General features: G+C 68.0%; 15 protein-coding genes. 3 read left to right on the top strand and 12 right to left on the bottom strand.

The genetic code is table 11. The annotated features are described in order from the left end of the window. Window positions 1-32 precede the first annotated feature (32 nt). From ACZYRS_RS00065 to ACZYRS_RS00120, 12 genes are all read right to left on the bottom strand, one after another. The gene (locus ACZYRS_RS00065) at window positions 33-3,782 is read right to left on the bottom strand and encodes a molybdopterin cofactor-binding domain-containing protein (protein WP_463417656.1); all 3,750 of its coding nucleotides are present in this window, start codon (window positions 3,780-3,782) and stop codon (window positions 33-35) included. Beyond that, window positions 3,779-4,369 (bottom strand): (2Fe-2S)-binding protein, encoded by a 591-nt coding sequence (locus ACZYRS_RS00070; RefSeq protein WP_198789412.1) that lies wholly within the window; start codon window positions 4,367-4,369, stop codon window positions 3,779-3,781. Before ACZYRS_RS00070 ends, ACZYRS_RS00065 begins: the two co-directional genes overlap by 4 nt. Next, entirely contained in the window at window positions 4,347-5,507 is a 1,161-nt protein-coding gene (locus ACZYRS_RS00075) for an ABC transporter substrate-binding protein (RefSeq protein WP_463417657.1), read from the bottom strand. The genes ACZYRS_RS00070 and ACZYRS_RS00075 overlap by 23 nt, the downstream gene beginning before the upstream one ends. Before the next feature lie 41 nt (window positions 5,508-5,548). Next, window positions 5,549-6,274 (bottom strand): bifunctional nicotinamidase/pyrazinamidase, encoded by a 726-nt coding sequence (pncA, locus tag ACZYRS_RS00080; RefSeq protein ID WP_463417658.1) that lies wholly within the window; start codon window positions 6,272-6,274, stop codon window positions 5,549-5,551. 35 nt (window positions 6,275-6,309) lie between these two features. Further along, complete coding sequence (locus tag ACZYRS_RS00085; protein ID WP_013538683.1) at window positions 6,310-7,044, bottom strand: ABC transporter ATP-binding protein; 735 nt, start codon at window positions 7,042-7,044, stop codon at window positions 6,310-6,312. Further along, window positions 7,041-7,835, bottom strand: coding sequence for an ABC transporter ATP-binding protein (locus ACZYRS_RS00090; protein ID WP_463417659.1), 795 nt, complete (start codon window positions 7,833-7,835; stop codon window positions 7,041-7,043). The genes ACZYRS_RS00085 and ACZYRS_RS00090 overlap by 4 nt, the downstream gene beginning before the upstream one ends. Further along, complete coding sequence (locus ACZYRS_RS00095) at window positions 7,832-9,763, bottom strand: ABC transporter permease (RefSeq protein WP_463417660.1); 1,932 nt, start codon at window positions 9,761-9,763, stop codon at window positions 7,832-7,834. Before ACZYRS_RS00095 ends, ACZYRS_RS00090 begins: the two co-directional genes overlap by 4 nt. A 133-nt stretch (window positions 9,764-9,896) precedes the next feature. After that, a complete protein-coding gene (locus ACZYRS_RS00100) occupies window positions 9,897-11,105 on the bottom strand; it encodes an ABC transporter substrate-binding protein (RefSeq protein WP_463417661.1) in 1,209 nt (402 codons plus the stop codon). Between the two features lie 57 nt (window positions 11,106-11,162). After that, window positions 11,163-11,747: an amino acid synthesis family protein gene (locus tag ACZYRS_RS00105; protein WP_198789419.1), complete on the bottom strand. Its 585-nt coding sequence runs from the start codon at window positions 11,745-11,747 to the stop codon at window positions 11,163-11,165. A gap of 39 nt (window positions 11,748-11,786) precedes the next feature. Beyond that, window positions 11,787-12,428, bottom strand: a complete 642-nt coding sequence (locus tag ACZYRS_RS00110; RefSeq protein ID WP_198789420.1) for an amino acid synthesis family protein — start codon at window positions 12,426-12,428, stop codon at window positions 11,787-11,789. A 31-nt stretch (window positions 12,429-12,459) separates the two neighbouring features. Further along, entirely contained in the window at window positions 12,460-13,365 is a 906-nt protein-coding gene (locus ACZYRS_RS00115) for a UPF0280 family protein (RefSeq protein WP_463417662.1), read from the bottom strand. A 3-nt stretch (window positions 13,366-13,368) separates the two neighbouring features. Further along, complete coding sequence (locus tag ACZYRS_RS00120) at window positions 13,369-14,994, bottom strand: 6-hydroxynicotinate reductase (protein WP_463417663.1); 1,626 nt, start codon at window positions 14,992-14,994, stop codon at window positions 13,369-13,371. A gap of 332 nt (window positions 14,995-15,326) precedes the next feature. Between ACZYRS_RS00120 and ACZYRS_RS00125 the strand changes: the two genes are divergently transcribed. Genes ACZYRS_RS00125 through ACZYRS_RS00135 form a run of 3 tightly spaced genes read left to right on the top strand, consistent with a single transcriptional unit; the run spans window position 15,327 to window position 18,034 of the window. Next, window positions 15,327-16,100, top strand: a complete 774-nt coding sequence (locus ACZYRS_RS00125) for a ferredoxin--NADP reductase (RefSeq protein ID WP_130426483.1) — start codon at window positions 15,327-15,329, stop codon at window positions 16,098-16,100. 21 nt (window positions 16,101-16,121) lie between these two features. Continuing rightward, window positions 16,122-16,880, top strand: coding sequence for a TetR/AcrR family transcriptional regulator (locus ACZYRS_RS00130; RefSeq protein ID WP_198789423.1), 759 nt, complete (start codon window positions 16,122-16,124; stop codon window positions 16,878-16,880). Further along, on the top strand, window positions 16,835-18,034 hold the full coding sequence (locus ACZYRS_RS00135; protein ID WP_463417664.1) for an amidohydrolase family protein: 1,200 nt from the start codon (window positions 16,835-16,837) through the stop codon (window positions 18,032-18,034). Before ACZYRS_RS00130 ends, ACZYRS_RS00135 begins: the two co-directional genes overlap by 46 nt. Window positions 18,035-18,057: the final 23 nt, after the last annotated feature.

Here is an 18,057-nt window from a genome sequence, read left to right on the forward strand (position 1 = left end):
TGGTGCGCAGGCGTGCGCACCCGTACACCGGCTCAGTGGGCCTTTGCCGCGCGCACGCGCGCCACCTCGGTGGGCAGGTTGTTCCACGCGGGCTCCTGCGGCGCGAAGCGCGCGCGCATGTAGCCGGCCAGCTCGGCGATCTGCCGATCGTCGAGCGCTTCGCGAAAGGCCGGCATGAAGCCGATGTCGCGGCTCGCCGGCTCGCGCACGCCGTCGAGGATGGTGCGCAGCAGGTTGTCGGGCCGCGCGCTCGTGAGGCTGCTGTTGAGTGCGAGCGGCGTGTTCACGCCCAGCAGCGTGGGGCCGTTGCCGTCGTGGTGGCACGCGGCGCAGGCGCTGTCGAACATGCGCTGCGCGGGGCCGAGCAACTGGCCTTGCGTGCGCGCCGCGTTGTCGATGGCCTGCTGTGCGAGCGCCTGCGGGTCGGCGGCCGGCGCGGGGTTGAACGAGCCGAGGTAGGTCGCCATCGCGCGCACGTCGGCATCGGGCACCTGGCCGAGTTCACGCACCACCTCGGCCATCGGCCCGCCCGCGATGCCGTGGCGCTGAGTGTGGCCGTTGCGCAGGTACCGGTAGAGCTCTTCGGTGTCCCACGGCACGGCGGACTTCGAGAGCTGCGTGAGCGCGGGCGCCTCCCACCCATCGACCATCGCACCCGAGAGGAACGCGCTGCCGCCCTGCTCCGCGCCGAGGGCGTTCCGCGGCGTGTGGCAGGCGCCGCAGTGGCCGAGGCCATTGACGAGGTACGCGCCGCGGTTCCATTCCGCGCTCTGCGTGGCGACAGGCTGCAGCGGCGCGGGGTCGTGAAAGAGCGCGTTCCATCCGGCCATCAGCGGCCGCATGCTGAACGGGAACTTGAGCTCGGACTTCGGCGTTTCCGCGCGCACCGCGGGCATCGACATGAAGTACGCATAGAGCGCCTGCAGATCGTCGTCGCTGGTCCTGGCGAACGCGGTGTAGGGGAACGCCGGATACAGGTGGTGCCCGTCGCGCGAGACGCCTTCGCGCATCGCTCGCTGGAACGCGCTGAACGACCAGCGGCCCAGGCCCGTGTCGGCATCGGGCGTGAGGTTGGTGGTGTAGAGCGTGCCGAAGGGCGTGTCCATCGCGCGGCCGCCCGCATTGGGCGCGCCGCCGGGCGCGGTGTGGCACACCGCGCAATCGCCGAGCGCGGCGAGCACGCGACCGCGCTCGATGGTGGTCTCGCTGTAGACCGGCGCGGTGAGCGAGATGGGTGCGATGGTGGAGCGCCAGCCCAGCAGCCCCGCGATGACGCCGATGCCGCCGATGAAGAGCGCGGCGCCCGTGGCCCACAGGCCCTTGCGCCGCGGCCAGATGGCTCCCGCATGGCTCCTTCCCCCTCTGGGGGAAGGTTGGGATGGGGGCACGGCAGCGTCACCACTCGAACGCCGCTCGCCCCCACCCCCGCCGTCTCCTGGAGGGGAAGCAAGCAAACCCCGATTCAATTCCGCCAACACCGTCTCCGGCGTGAACGGCGGTGCCCTGAACCGCACCCCCGTCGCATCGAAGATCGCATTCGCGATCGCCGCCGTTCCCGGCACCGACGACGACTCGCCCGCGCCGAGCGACGGCTCGCCCGGCCGCGGCATGTGCATCACCTCGATCACCGGCACGTCGCGGAAGTTGATGATCGGGTAGCTGCCCCATTCGCGGCTCGCCACCACGCCGGTCGGCAACACGCCCGGCAACTGCGCACCGCCGGTCGCGGTGCCCTGCTGCGGCGCGAACTTCACCTCTTCCATCAGCGCGCGGCTGGTGGTCTGGATCACGTTGCCGTGCACCTGGTGCTCGACGCCCGCGGGGTTGACCATCAGCCCCGCGTCGTGCCCCACCACCACGCGGCGCACATGCACCTCGCCGGTCTTGCGGTTGACCTCCACATCGGCCACCCAGGCGGCCCACGCGGCGCCGAAGCCCGGCCACTTGCTGTGGATGTAGCGCGCGTACGCGAAGCCCTGGCCGAAGAGGATGTCGCCGCCCTCGCCGAGCCCGCCGTCCGCGTCTTCCTGCGGCCCCGTGCGCATGCGCCAGCCGGCCTTCTGCGCGGTGGCCTGCACGAGCTCGACCGCGCGCGGATCGTTCAGATGGCGCAAGCGGAACTGCACCGGATCGACACCCGCCGCCGTCGCCAGCTCGTCGATGTACGACTCGTGCGCGAACGAACTCGGCAGCGCCGACACGCCGCGCAGCCACGAGGCGCGCACGATCGGCGCCATGTCGTTGACCTTCACGCGCAGGTTGTCGTAGGTGTACGGCGGGCGCGCGGTGCGGTCGCCCATCTCGTAGGCCTGCGCGACCGGCTCGATGGTGCGCGTGAGCAAGAGCGCGAGCGTGGGTGCGCCGTTCGATGGATAAGAAGTCTCGAAGTCGTAGGCGGCGATGCGGCCATCGGCCATCAGCCCGCCATCGACCTCCATCAATTGCGCGGCGCCCTTGGGCTCCCACGCGTGCTCCTGCTCGCGCGTGAGCTGCACGCGCACCGGCATGCCGACAGCGCGCGCGAGCAGCGCCGCATCGGCCGCCACGTCGTCCGCGCCGTTGCGGCCGTAGCAGCCCGCGGCTTCCATGCGGACCACGTCGACCTGCACGTCGTCCACGCCCATGAGCTTCGCAAGGTCGGCGCGCAGCACGTGCGGGTTCTGAGAGCCCGCCCACACGCGCAACTGCATGCCGCTGCCGTCGGCGGGCTGCCAATCGGCGAGCGCGCACGAGGGGCCGATGGAGGCGTGCATCTGGTAGGGCCAGACGTAGGTGCGCTGCATCGGCTGCGCCGCGGAAGCGATCGCGCCATCGACATCGCCTTCATCGACCAGCAGGCGCTGCGTCGAAGGGTTGTCGCGCAACGCTTGCGCAAGATCGCCGAGGTCGGGCATGCCGGGCCACGGCTTCCACGTGACGCGCAGTTCGCGCAGCGCCTGCTCGGCGTGCTCTTCGCGCTCGGCCACGATGCCGACGAAATCACGGACGACGACGACCGCACGAATGCCGCGGATGTGCGCGATCGACGATTCATCGACCGACTCGAGCGTGTTGCCGATGAAATCGCCATGGTCTGCGCCCGCATACGGCGGGCGCACGACGCGGCCGTGCAGCATGCCGGGCACGCGCATGTCGTGCACGAACACGAGGTCGCCCGCGAGCTTGGCGGGAATGTCCACGCGCGCCTGGCGCGTGCCGACGATGCGGTAGTCGGCCGGGTCCTTGAGCTTCGCGGCGGGATCGAGGCGCAGCACCGTGCGCTGGTGCGCCACGAGGTCCGCGTAGTTGACGTGGCGGTCCGGCGTCTCCGTGACGCGCACCACGCCGTTGCGCACCTGCAGCGCATCGATCGCGACGCCGAGATGCTCGGCCGCGCGCGCGAGCAGCCATGCGCGCGCCTGCGCGGCGGCAAGGCGCAGCGGCTGCGCGTGGATCTGGATCGACGCGCTCGCGATCGTCGCGCCCTGGTTCGGCACGCGCGCGGTGTCGCCGAGCATCATGCGCACGCAGGGCATGCCGAGGTCGAGTTCCTCGGCCACGATCTGCGAAAGCGCGGTCTGGATGCCGGTGCCCAGATCGACGTGGCCGTTGAGCGCGGAGACGCTGCCGTCGTCCCACACGGCGAGCAGGATCTCGTCGCCTTCGATCGGGTTGCCGGCGACCGCCATCGGCTGGCCCTTGGCGGGCGCCGGTGCGGCGGGCGTCTCGCGCACGATGAGCAGCACGCCGTCGGCAGCGAGGAACTCCGCGCGGGTCTGCGGCAGATCGGCGCGGCGGGTCATGCGGCCTTGTCTTCGTGCGATGCGCTCAAGCGCGCAGCCGCGCGCTGCACGGCGTCGAGAATTTCAATGTGCGTGCCGCAGCGGCACAGGTTGCCCGAGAGCTCGCTGCGGATGCGCGCCTCGCTCGCCTGGGGATCGCGTGCGAGCAGCGCGGCCGCCTGCATCACCATGCCGTTGAGGCAGTAGCCGCACTGCGCGGCCTGCGCGTCTTCGAACGCGGCCTGCACCGGGTGCCAGCGACCGCGCCGCGCCGCCGGGCCGCCCCAAGGCGCGGCAGCCCCCTCGGGGGGCAGCGAGGACACGAAGGTGCCGAGCGTGGAGGCCACATCCGCCAGGCCTTCCAGCGTAGTGATCGCACGGCCCGCCACGCCGTGCGCGGGAATCACGCACGCGCGCGCGGCCACGCCGTCGACGTGCACCGTGCATGCGCCGCACTGCCCCAGTCCGCAACCGTACTTCGGCCCGTTGAGGCCGAGGTCGTTGCGCAGGTAGTGCAGCAGCGACGCCTCGCGGGGCACGCCCGCGAGCGACTGCGCCTGGCCGTTGACCTGCAGGTGCAGCGGCTCAGCGCCGCAACTGGCCGTCACGGGTGTACATCTCCAGGTCCACGAAGGTCGAGCCGTTGTGGTTCTTCGCGCTGTAGTCGACGGGGAAGTCACCGAAGCGCGTGCTGCCGATGCTCTCCAGGCCCGCCACGAAGCTGTCGCGCGTGAGCGTCTTGCCCGCGCGGCGCAGGCCCTCGACCATCACGCGCGCGACGATGTAGCCCTCCAGCGTGGTGTAGCTGTCGATCTTCTCGCCGAACTCCGCGCGGTCGCGCTGGTAGTCGGCCACGATGGGCACGCGCTGCGCCGTGGGCGGCGGCACGATGCTGGCCGTGACCAGGCCCGCGAGCTTGCCGTCCAGCCGCTTGGCCGAGCCGGCCGCATCGGTGATGCCGACCGACAGCGTGTACAGCGGCGCGCCCACGCCGCCCGCGCGGTAGTCGCGGATGAAGGTCTCGACCATGCGCCCGGCCATGATCATCACGACCGCGCCGGGCTTGGCCGCGGAGATGGCGGTGGCGACCTGTTTCGCGTCTTCCGCGGTGATGGCCAGCGGCAGCGTCTTGACCACCTGCACCTTGTACTCGGCCGCGAGCTGCTCGCAGGTGGCGAGGTTCGACTTGCCGAAGGGGCTGTCCTGGAACACCACCGCGATCGACGAGATGCCGATGGTCGAGAGGTGGCTGATGATCTTGCGCAGCTCCAGGTCGTAGCCCGCGCGCACATGAAAGAGATTGCGGTTGACCTTGGTGCGGAACGAGGTGGTGCCCACCAGCGGCGCGAACATCGGCACGCCCGCCTTTTCGGCGAGCGGCATCGCGGCCGCGAGGTTGCCGGTGGCCACGAAGCCGGTGAGCGCGAAGACCTTGTCCTCGTCGATCAGCTTGGCCGTGTTGATGGCCGTCTTGGCGGGGTCGTAGGCATCGTCGTAGGTGACCAGTTCGATCTTGCGGCCGTTGACGCCGCCCGACTTGTTGGTGCGGTCGAAGAAGAGCTTGATGCCCGCGCGGTAATCGACGCCGAAGTCCTTGGCCGGCCCGCTGAACACGGCCGACTGGCCGATGCGGATGGTGCTGTCGGTCACGCCGTTCTCTGCGCGTGCCGAACGCAGAAGGCCCGGGCCCAGTGCCAGGGCTGCGCCGCCCGCCACCAGGGCGCGCCTTGAATTCGAAAGCTTCATGCGTCGTTTGTCTCGGAGTTGTTGTCTGGGAAAAAATCGGGTCAGGCGGCCTGGATGTCGGCCGACTGGATGCGCTTGACGCCCTTGGCGGTCATCTGCTTCCAGGCCGCGGCGAGCGAACCGTTGAGGTCGATGCCGCGCGTGGCGTCCTCGATCACGTAGGCCTCGAAGCCCGCCTTGCGCGCGTCCATCGCGGTCCAGGCCACGCAGAAGTCGGTGGCCAGACCCGTGACGAACACGGTCTTGATGCCGCGCGCCTTGAGGTAGCCGGCCAGGCCCGTGGCCGTCTTGTGATCGGCTTCCTCGAAAGCCGAGTAGCTGTCCATCTCCTTGTGGAAGCCCTTGCGGATGATGAGCTGCGCGGTCGGCACCTTCAGCTCCTTGCCGAGCGCGGCGTCGTCGGTGCCCTGCACGCAGTGGTCGGGCCACAGCACCTGCGTGCCGTAGTTGAGCTTGGTGGTCTCGAAGGGCTTCTTGCCCGAGTAGGTGCTTGCGAAGGAGGCGTGGCCCGCGGTGTGCCAGTCCTGCGTGACGACGATGTTCTCGAAGGCGGGCGCGAGCGCGTTGATGACCGGGATCACCTCGTTGCCGCCCTTCACCGCGAGCGTGCCGCCGTCGAGAAAACAGTTCTGCACATCGACCACGATCAGCGCGGCCTTGGCGCCGGGCTTGATCTTGCCGGCCGCGAAGGCCGAGAGGCCGAAGCTGCCGAGGCCGCTCATGAGCCCGAGGGCAGCGGCGGACTTCAATACGGTTCTGCGATGCATGGTGTGGACTCCGGTGGGTTGAAGGAAAGCAACGATCAGACGCTGAGATAAGCGCGGCGCACTTCTTCGTTGGCCGAAAGCTCGGCCATCGTGGCGTGGTAGCGGATCTGGCCCTTCTCGAGCACATAGGCCCGGTCGGACACGAGTTCGGCGAAGTGCATGTTCTGCTCGGACAAGAGGATGCTCACGCCCTGCGCCTTGAGCTCCAGGATCATGTTGGCCATCTGCTCGACGATGACGGGCGCCACGCCCTCGGAGGGCTCGTCGAGCAGCACGAGATAGGGGTTGCCCATCAGCGTGCGTGCGACGGTGAGCATCTGCTGCTCGCCGCCGCTCATGCGGCCGCCCGGGCGGTTGGGCATTTCGCCGAGGTTGGGAAAGAGCTTGAACAGGCGCTCGGGCGTCCACAGCGGCGCCTCGGTGCCGTCGGCCCACTGGCGCGCGGGCTGCTTGCCCACTTCCAGGTTCTCCATCACCGTGAGGTCGGTGAACACGCGCCGGTCTTCGGGCACGAAGCCCAGGCCCAGGCGTGCCGCGTGGTGCGGCTCGCTCTTGGAGATGTCGTGACCGAGGAAGCGCACCGCGCCGCGGCGCTTGGCGAGCATGCCGATCAGCGCCTTCAGCGTGGTCGACTTGCCCGCGCCGTTGCGGCCCATGAGCGCGACGACTTCGCCGCGGCGCACGTCGAGATCGACGTCATAAAGAATCTGCGCGGCGCCGTACCAGGCGCACAGGGCCTTGGCTTGCAAGAGAGGTTCGTGCGTGCTCATGCGGTTGTCACTCCCAGCGCTGCGGCTTTCTCGGCGATCTTCTCGAATGTCTTGCCACTGCCGAAGTACACCTCCTGCACCTTCGGATGGTCGCGGATCTCCAGCGGCTTGCCCTGCGCGATGAGGCGCCCGCGCGCGAGCACGATCATGCGGTCGGCATACGCGAACACCACGTCCATGCTGTGCTCGGTGAAGAGCACGGCCATGCCGCGCTGGATCACCAGGTCTTTGGTCAGTGCCATGAGCGAGTTGCGCTCCTTGGGCGCCATGCCGGCGGTGGGCTCGTCCATCAGGAGGAGCTTGGGGCAGTTGGCCATCGCGATGGCGAGTTCGACGCGCTTCACGTCGCCGTACGCCAGCACGCTGCAGGGCCGGTCGGCCTGCGACTTCATGCCGACCTGGTCGAGCAGCGCGAGCGCTTCGTCGCGTTTGTGGTCGGCCGCGCGGCGCCACATCGAGAACAGCTTGTGGTCGTGCGAAAGCAAGGCCATCTGCACGTTCTCGACCACGGTGAGCGAGGCAAAAGTCTCGGCGATCTGGAAGGTGCGGCCCACGCCCTTGCGCCAGATCTCGCGGGGCTTGCGGCCCACGAGCTCGTGGCCGTCGAGCGTGATCGAGCCCTGGTCGGCCTTCAACTGGCCGTTGACCATGTTGAAGGTCGTGGACTTGCCCGCGCCGTTGGGACCGATGAGCGCGAGCAGTTCGCCCGCGGGCAGCTCGAAGCTGATGCCGTCGACGGCCTTCACGCCGCCGAAGGACTTGCCCAGGTTGTCGACTTTGAGGAGGCTCATGCCTTCACCTCCTTGAGCTTGGCATCTGCTTCCGCAGCTTCATTCTTCGGTGCGCGCCAGCGGTCGGCCAGCTGCTTGACGGAACCTGCGATGCCCTGCGGGAACAGCAGCACCAGGATCAGGATGATGGCGCCGAGCATCGCGCGCCAGTAGTCGGTGTTGCGCGCGACGGTGTCGTGCAGCCAGGTGAAGGTGACGGCGCCGACCACCGGGCCCGCGAGCGTCTGGATGCCACCGAGCAGCACCATCACGAGGCCGTCGACCGACTTGCCGACCGACAGGCTCTCGGGCGAGATGCTGCCCTTGGAGAACGCGTAGAGCGCACCGGCCAGGCCCGCCACGGTGCCCGCGATGACGAAGGCCATCCACTGCATGCGCTTGACGTCGATGCCGATGGCATCGGCGCGCAGCACCGAATCGCGGCCCGCGCGCAGCGCATAGCCGAAGGGCGAGAAGAGCACGCGGCGCAGCCACCACACGCCGGCACCGACCAGCACCAGCGTGAGCCAGTAATAGGCCTGCTTGTTCGAGAGCCACTCGGAGGGCCACACGCCGGTCAGGCCGTTGCTGCCGCCCGTGAAGCTGTCCCACTGGTAGGTGATGGCCCAGGTGATCTGTGCGAAAGCCAGCGTGAGCATCGCGAGGTAGACCCCCGAGAGCCGCACCGCGAACCAGCCGTAGACCAGCGCGCCGAGCGCGGCCACGGCGGGCGCGATGATCAGCGCGAGTTCCATCGGCAGGTGCAGCCAGCGCACCAGCAGTGCAGCGCCATACGCGCCGAGCCCGAAGTACGCCGCGTGGCCGAAGGAGTGCATGCCCGCCGGGCCCATGATGAAGTGCAGGCTGGTCGCGAACAGCGCGGCGATCAGCAGGTCGATCATCAGCACCATCGTGTAGGGCGAATTCACTGTGAGCAGCGGCAGCACCGCGAGCATCAGCCCGAGCACCGCGGCGGCAACGAGGTACGCGTTGCTCGGCGGGCGCAGCGGCTCTTCCTGCATGCCCACGTAGCGGCTGGGCGCCTGCGGCCGGCCGAAGAGGCCCCACGGGCGCCACACCAGCACGATCGCCATCACGAGGAAGTCGACCATCAGCGTGAGCTTGGAGAACGACACGTCGATGCCGAAGATCTGCACCACGCCGAGCCAGATGCACACGGCCTTGATCTCGGCGATGAGCAATGCGGCCACATAGGCACCGGGCAGCGAGCCCATGCCGCCGACCACCACCACCACGAAGGCGGCGCCGATGGTGTTGAGGTCCATCTCCAGCGTGGCGGGTTCGCGCGGCAGCTGCAGAGCACCGCCCAGGCCCGCGAGCAACGCGCCGAGCGCGAACACCGCGGTGAAGAGCCAGGCCTGGTTGACGCCGAGCGCGCTGACCATTTCGCGGTCTTGCGTGGCGGCGCGCACCAGCGTGCCGAAGCGCGTGCGGGTGAGCAGCAGCCAGACGAGGCCGAGCACGAGCGGCCCGACGACGATCAGGAACAGGTCGTAGGACGGAAACTGGCGGCCGAGGATTTCGATCGAGCCCTTCAGGCCCGGCGCGCGCGGGCCGAGCAGCTCGTCAGGCCCCCAGAGCCACAGCACCGCGTCCTTGATGACGAGCACCAGCGCGAAGGTGGCGAGCAACTGGAAGAGCTCCGGCGCCTTGTAGATGCGGCGCAGGAGCAGCACCTCGATCAACGCGCCGAGCACGCCGACCGCGAGCGCCGCGATCAGGAGCGCGGGCCAGAAGCCCAGGCTCGAGCCCAGCTTCTCCACGAGCGTGTACGCGACATAGATGCCGACCATGAAAAACGATCCATGGGCGAAGTTGACGATGCGCGTCACGCCGAAGATCAACGAGAGACCGGCCGCCACGAGGAAAAGCGAGGACGCGCCGGCCAACCCGTTGAGCAACTGAACAACGAAGCCTGAGAAACTCATTCAAAAATCCTTGGTGGATGCGGTATCCATTCGCGAGGGCCGCCGCGCGCGGCCGCCCGAAGCGGCCGGCCCGCCCCCGGTAGGGGGTTGGCGAAGCGACACGAAGTGCGCGCAGCCTGGGGGCGAGCAACAATCAGTCCGCAGGGCGCATCTTCTTCACTTCGTCGTCCGAAGGCTGGAACTTGGCACCGTCCAGGTACACGTAGTCGACCATCACGCCCTTGCCGCCGTCGTTCTTGGTCTTGCCGACATACGCGCCCATGGTGGACTGGTTGTCCTGCGCGCGGTAGTTGATCTTGCCGAAGGGCGTGTCGACCTGCAGGCCCTTGAAGGCCGCGACGAGCTTTTCGGTGTCGGTGCTGCCGGCCTTCTTGATGCCCGCGGCGATCGAGTGGATCGCGCTGTAGCCGACCACCGAACCCAGGCGCGGGTAGTCCTTGAACTTGGCCTGGTAGGCGTCGAGGAAGGCCTTGTGCTCGGGCGTCTTCACGCCGTTCCACGGGTAGCCGGTCACGATCCAGCCGTTGGGCGCTTCGTCCTTGAGCGGGTCGAGGTACTCGGGCTCGCCGGTCAGCACGCTCACCACTTCGCGGTCCTTGAAGAGGCCGCGCGTGTTGCCTTCGCGCACGAACTTGGAGAGGTCGGCGCCGAAGAGCACGTTGAAGATCGCGTCGGGCTTGGCATCGGCCAGGGCCTGCACCACGCTGCCCGAATCGACCTTGCCCAGCGGTGGCGCCTGCTCGGTGACGAACTCGACGTCGGGCTGCGCGGCCTTCAGGAGCGTCTTGAAGGTGGCGGCCGACGACTGGCCGTATTCGTAGTTGGGGTACACGATCGCCCAGCGCTTCTTCTTGAGCTTGGCGGCCTCGGGCACCAGCATCGCGACCTGCATGTAGGTCGAGGGGCGCAGGCGGTAGGTGTACTTGTTGCCGTTGCTCCAGACGATCTTGTCGGTGAGCGGCTCGGCAGCCAGGTAGAAGAATTTCTTTTGCTTGGCGAAGTCGGTGAGCGCCAGACCCGTGTTCGAGAGGAACGCGCCGGCCAGCACGTCGATCTTCTCGCGCGAGATGAGCTCTTCGGCCACGCGCACGGCATCGCCGGGGTTGGCGTTGTCGTCGCGGCTGATGAGCTCGATCTTCTTGCCGTTGATGCCGCCCTTGGCGTTGATCTCGTCGACCGCCAGTTCCATGCCCTTCTTGTAGGGCTCCAGGAAGGCGGGCTGCGCCTTGTAGCTGTTGATCTCGCCGATCTTGATCACGCCCTGCGCATGCGCGGGGACGAGAGCGGCGGTGGCCAGCGTGACGACGGAAGCGGCGCAGAAGACATGGCGCAATGGATTCATCGGGAAGCTCCTAGGGGTTCGAACAGAAAACACGTGTGCGGTGATGGTGATGACGGATCAGCGGAGGCCGTCTTCGCCCTTGATTTCGCTGGCTTGAAGCCCGCCGATGCGCGGCAACGGACGGCCGCTGTCGGTGACGGCCACGGCGACGACGATTTCGTTGGCGCGCGGCGCATCGGACACGCGGGCCTCGATGGCGTCGAAGTGGCTGCGCACGAAGGCGGCGTCTTTATGGCCGAGCGGCACGTCGATGGCGGTGCCGAGCGTGCCCTGCTTCTTGGCCGAAGGCACGAGCGCCGCGCCCTTCTCGACCGCCACGCGCAGCGGCGCGCCGAGCTTGGGGTGCAGGATCGCGGCCGCATGCTCGAGCTCGCCGCGCTCGCCGACGATGGCCGCCTTGCCGTAGCTCTGCGCCTGGCCGGGCTCGATGCCCAGCGCCTTCACGGCCTTCTGGCCGAGCAGCGCGCCGAGCTCTTCGCCGATCGCGATGAGCTCGTCCAGGTTCTCGCTGAAGCGGCCGGCATAGGGGTTCTCGATCACGGCGATGGCGACGGCGCGGCGCGTGGGCGGCGTCACGTCCTGGCCCATCTCTTTGCGGGTCTCATCGACCTGAATGACGAGCTTGCGGATGTTGGCGGTCATGTTCTGTGTGTTCCTTGTCTTGTCTCTGTGTGCGTGAGATCAGCGCAGGCCGTCCCACTTGCTGATGTCTTTCGCGAGCAGGCCGCCGACGCGGGCATGCACGCGGTAGCCGGTGCTCATCGCGAGGATGAAGACGATCTCGTCGGCCGCCGGCGCGCCGGGCACGCGCACCTCGATGGCATCGAACTGGCCGCGCACGTAGCTCGCGTTGATGTTGGTGAGCGGCACGTCGAGCGCGGCGCCGGGCGGGCCGACCTTCTTGGTCGAGGGCACGATGGAAAGCGCGTTGGCGGGCTGGCCGCTTTTTTCTTCGGCAACGCCCTGGGTGTAGGCCACGCGGCTGCCCTTCCAGCCAAGCAGTTCGCGCATCGCGTAGCCGCCGGGCACATGCCAGAGCGCACCGTGCTCCAGTTCGCCGTCGGCGCCGACGATGGCGCCCTTGCCGTAGGTGGCGATCTGCTCGAGCGGCACGTCCATCGCGGCGTGCAGCTGGTGCGCCATGTCCACGCCCACGGGGTCGAGCAGCGCCATCATCGGCAGGATGTCGGGCTCGTAGCGGCCCGCGAAGGGATTGGTCAGCACCGCGCCGATGGCACCGCGCACCAACGGGGTGTCGGCACGCGGTCCGAACTCGTGGTGGATGTGCTCGACATGGGTGAAGACGCGGCGGATTTCGATCATGGAAAAGAACCTTGAGAACTTTGCTTTTTCGTTAAGCAAATACTGAACCAACTGTTTTGGGCAGCACGGTCTGCAGCGACTTCGAGCATAAGGGCTCGACGAGTCGGAACTGCCCCTGACAAACGAGTAGAACGGCCCAGACGAGCCCCCCTTTTTGCAGGACCTTGGCGCAGATCGCGCCCGTATCGAGTGCGCTTTTGACCTGCGACGGTGCGAGCGGCGGCACGTCGACGGTGACCAGGGTGTCGCCCAGGTCGCTGTCGTCCTTGCATACGCTGGCGGGCTTGCGCTGGATGAGGCCGTCGTCCACATCGACGGCGTTGGCGATCACTGTCGCCGCCGCGTCGGCCTGCGCCGCGGTGGCGGCCAGGACCGTCACGCTGTCGGCGATGCCCAGCGAGAAGCTGCGCCCGCGCCAGCCGCTGGTGGCGACGCCGCGCACGGGCGCATCGGCATGCAGTTCGAACTGGCCGTCGGTGGTGAGCACGCTGCTGCTTTCGCGCCAGTCGAAGCGCGCGATGTCGGCGAACACGCCCACGCGCGCCGAGTGGCCGGGCGCCAGGTGCAGCGCGATGTCGCCGCCGTTGTTGATCCAGGCGCGCTCGATGCCGGGGCGGTCGTAGAAGGCGATGAGTTCCTGCGCCACCGAGCCGGCGACCGACGCCATCGGCGTGATGAACATCGGCGAGAACGCGGCGCACGCATCCCACATGCGCTGGCCGACGACGCCGCGCGGGCGCATCTTGTCGACCACCGGCAGGCGCAAGAGCGGCAACTCGCGCACCAGCTCGTCCAGCACATGGCCGAAGCGCGCCCACGCCGCATCGTGCGCGGCCGCGACGGCGTAGCGGTCGCCGTAGGCCTCGGCCACGATGTCGATCGGACCGTGGTTGAAGTGCCAGCGGTCGCCGTCGAGCGGGCTGCGTTGGGCGGACATGGTTCAGCCCAGCATGGGTGCGTGGCCCAGGGGCCACGGGTTGGCATCGTCCATGACGAGCCACTGGCGCGCGAGCGGTGCGCCGTCTTCCTGCCATGCACCGCACGCGAGCGCCTGCTCGAGCGAGAAGATGTGTTCCATGTGGCCGCCGAGCGCCTCGTAGTCGTCGCGCCGCATGCTGAATTCGATCGGCGCGACGATGGCCGGCGTGGGCACGGTGCCGAAGCTGTTGTCGGGCATGCGCATGACGTCGGCCATCACGGTGATGCCGCCGCCGGGCCACACATAAGCGGGCGCGCCGCCGCAGGTGACGTTGACCAAGGCGCGCTTGATGGCGCGCGTCAGCAGCACCGGGTTTTCGGTGACGCCGGCGCGCAGGCTCCCGCCGGCACCGCCGAGGAACAGCACGGTGCACAGCGACGGCTCGCAGTTCTCGCCGATGCGATCGACGATGCGCCTCACTTCGGCGGGCATGTCCTGTTCGACGGGCTTGAGCGCGTCGTCGAGCACGTACCACTGCGCGTGCTCGCCGGTGGTCGAAGTCATCAAGAGCCGAAGGCCCGGGCGCGCGACGCCCTCTTCCCAGCCCTCGATGATCGCCAGCGGATCGGCGATGTCGGTGCCGCCCCAGCCGTTGCCCGGGTTCGCCACCTGGAAGTAGCGCCCCGGCGTGGACTTGCGCCCCAGCATCTGGATGCCCGAGGGCGCCATGTCCAGGCACCGGCCGGCCTGGTGCTCGGTGAGCACGCCGGTGATGTGGTCGTCCACCACCACCACCTCGTCGGCCACGCCCGCGAACTGGCGCGCGAAGATGCCGACCGCCGCGGAGCCGCAGCCCACGCGCATGCGCTGCTCTTCGACGCCGTTGACGATGGGCGCCTTGCCCGCCTGAATGACGAGCGTGGAGCCGCCGTCGATGGTGCACTCCACCGCCTTCTTGTTGCCCAGGAACTGCATGAGCTCGGCCGTCATGCGGCCTTCCTTCTTGCTGCCGCCGGTGAGGTGGTGCACGCCGCCCAGCGAGAGCATCTGCGAGCCGTATTCGGCCGTGGTGACGTGGCCCACGACCTCGCCGCGGTAGCGCACGTTGGCCTGCTCGGAGCCCAGGAACCGGTCGGTGTCGATCTTCACCTTGAAGCTGCAGTAGCTGAAGATGCCTTCGGTGACGACGGTGACCATGTCCACGCCACGGGCCTTGGAGGCCACGATGAACGGGGCGGGCTTGTAGTCGGGATAGGTGGTGGAGGAGCCCACGCCGGTGACGAACACTTCGTCGGCGTGCAGCAGGTCGCCATTCCAGTCGGGGGTACCCGCCTCGATCACTTCGCTCTTTTCCGCGGCCGGGCGGTCGAAGGGCACGAGCGCAGGCGCATCGCTTGCGATCTCGCGGCGCAAGAGCACGACCGGGTCCACGCGCACCAGCACGCCTTCGCGGTTCGCATAGCGGTCGCAGGCGCCGGTGCGGCCGTCGGAGATCTGGCACAGCACCGGGCAGGCGTTGCACTCGACCTTGGCGGTGCTCATCTTCTCGTTGCGCGGCGGCGCCTTGCCGAAGGCGCTCGCGCCGGCTTCGGCGACCACCGGCATGTCCATGCCGGGCATTCCGTCTGTCTTGGTGTGTTCGGTCATCGGGGCGATCTCGTGGGCGGTGTTCGGTTGTGTGGGAGAGGCAATCCGGTCCAGTCGGGGTTTGCAACAAACGTGCCGTCTGCCCGCTTGTGCGCCGTCTTCCGTTTGTGTAGCATTCCCTACACTTTCATGTTGCATTCACTACATTGAAGATCAATGTAGCAAACAGGCCCGATGCTTGCAATGGTGTTTTCTCGCGGTGTTCATCGGGGTTTTTCCGACCAACGACAATGGAGGGTTCGCAGCCGGCCGACGGCTCGCGCACCACGGGTGTGCACCTCGGCGCAGCCAGCCTCCCCTCTTTCTGTCATCAACCAACTCTTGAGTTCCGTATGAGTGCATTCAGCGAAGAACGCGTCCTGAGCGTCCACCACTGGACCGACCGCCTGTTCACCTTCACCACCACGCGCGATCCGGCGCTGCGCTTCTCGAACGGTCATTTCACGATGATCGGGCTGAAGGTCAACAACAAGCCCCTGCTGCGCGCCTACAGCATCGTGAGCCCGAACTACGAGGAGCACCTGGAGTTCCTGAGCATCAAGGTGGAAGAAGGCCCGCTCACCTCCAAGCTGCAGCACATCCAGGTGGGCGACACCATCATCGTGGGCCGCAAGCCCACGGGCACGCTGCTGATCGACTACACGCTGCCGGCCAAGCGCCTGTACCTCTTCGGCACGGGCACCGGCCTCGCACCGTTCATGAGCATCATCCGCGACCCGGACACCTACGAGAAGTTCGAACAGGTCATCCTGGTGCACGGCGTGCGCCAGGTCGACGAGTTGGCCTATCACGACCTGGTGACCGACCACCTGCCCAAGCACGAGATCCTGGGCGAGATGATCGAAAAGCAACTGCTCTACTACCCGACCGTCACGCGCGAAGAGTTCCGCAACCAGGGCCGCATCACCGACCTCATCGAGAGCAACAAGCTCACCGACGACCTGGGCCTGCCGCCGCTCAATGTCGAGGAAGACCGCGTCATGCTGTGCGGCAGCCCGGGCCTCCTGGTGGACCTGAAGCACATCCTGGAGAAGCGCGGCTTCAAGGAAGGCAACACGAGCACGCCCGGCGACTTCGTCGTCGAACGCGCCTTCGCCGAGAAGTAAGCCGAAGACGCCGCGCGCACGATGGCCGACAGCCGCACCGCATCGAAGCCCAAGCCCCAGCGCCGCACCGGCGTGCGCGAGGCCGCGGCGCAGGCCACGCGCGACAGCATCCTGAAGTCGGCGACCAAGGTGTTCGCCAAGTACGGCTACGACGGCGGCAGCGTGGAGAAGATCTCCAAGGCGGCCAAGTCGTACGACCGGATGATCTACTACTACTTCGGCAGCAAAGAGGGCCTGTTCATCGCGGTGCTCGAAGGCATCTACCAGCGCATGGACGATGCCGAGGCAGCGATCGCACTCGATGCGAGCCGCCCCGTGGAAGCGCTCACCGAAGTCATCCGCTTCGTGCTCGGCTACTACCGCAAGAACCCCGAGTTCGTGACGCTCTTGAACACCGAGAACCTGCACAAGGGCCGGCACATTTCCAAGTCGCTGCGGGCGCGCGAATACTCGTCGCGCGCGGTGGCGATCATCGAGGAAATTCTGGCGAGCGGCTCGGCGCAGGGCCTCTTCCGCCGGGACCTGGTGGCGCGCGACATCTATCTGCTGATCGCCTCCACCGGCTATTTCTATACCTCCAACCGGCACACGCTCACCGCCTTCCTCGGCGAGCCGCTGGAGTCGCCCGAGGCGGTCACGCATTGGGAAGATTTCGTGATCGAGACCGTGCTGCGCACCGTGCGCGCGGACGACATACAAGACAACACCCCACCCCACGACGAGGACACCACGAAATGGCAGAAATCGCAGCCGGCGCAAAGTCGGGCAAGGTCGTCATAAAGAACATCGGGCTCTTGCTCTCGGGCGACATCGACAAGCCCATCCTGGACGCCGACACCATCGTGGTGAACGACGGCCTGATCGTCGCGGTCGGCAAGGAAAAGGACTGCGACCTCGAAGGCGCGAAAACCGTCATCGACGCGAAGAAGACCTGCGTCGCGCCCGGCCTCATCGACAGCCACGTGCACCCGGTGTTCGGCGACTGGACGCCGCGCCAGGGCCAGATCGGCTGGATCGATTCCACAATGCACGGCGGCGTGACCACCATGATCTCGGCGGGCGAAGTGCACCTGCCGGGGCGCCCCAAGGACATCGTGGGCCTGAAGGCGTTGGCCATCACCGCGCAGCGCGCGTTCGACAACTTCCGCCCCGGCGGCGTGAAGGTGCTGGCCGGCGCGCCGGTCATCGAGAAGGGCATGGTCGAGAGCGACTTCAAGGAGCTCGCCGAAGCCGGCGTGGGCCTCCTGGGCGAAGTGGGCCTGGGCTCGGTGAAGGCCGGCTACGAGGCCAAGGAGATGGTGGCGTGGGCGCGCAAGTACGGCATCCAGAGCACGATCCACACGGGCGGCCCGTCGATCCCGGGCTCGGGCCTGATCGACAAGGACGTGGTGCTCGAAGCCGACGCCGACATCATCGGCCACATCAACGGCGGCCACACCTCGCTGCCCGAGGCGCATGTGTGCGAGCTGTGCGAGAAGAGCTCGCGCGCGATCGAGATCGTGCACAACGGCAACGAGAAGGTCGCCATCGCGGCGGCCAAGGCCGCGCTCGAACTGAAATGCCCGCACCGCGTGATCCTGGGCACCGACGGGCCCGCGGGCTCGGGCGTGCAGCCGCTGGGCATCCTGCGCATGGTGGCGATGCTGTCGTCCATCGCGAACATTCCGGCCGAGCTGGTGTTCTGCTTCGCGACGGGCAACACCGCGAAGATCCGCAAGCTGAACTGCGGCCTTGTCGAAGTGGGCCGCGATGCCGACTTCGTCTTCATGGACCGCGCGCAGCATTCGCCCGCGCCGGGTCTCCTCGAGAGCGTGCAGCTGGGCGACATTCCGGGCGTGGGCATGGTGATGATCGACGGCATCGTGCGCTGCGGCCGCAGCCGCAACACGCCGCCCGCGACGGAGATTCCGGTGGTGGCGTCGGGCGGGCACTGAAGCGCGGGGTGGCCCGGGGTGCG

The organism is Variovorax sp. AC194 (assembly GCF_979257995.1).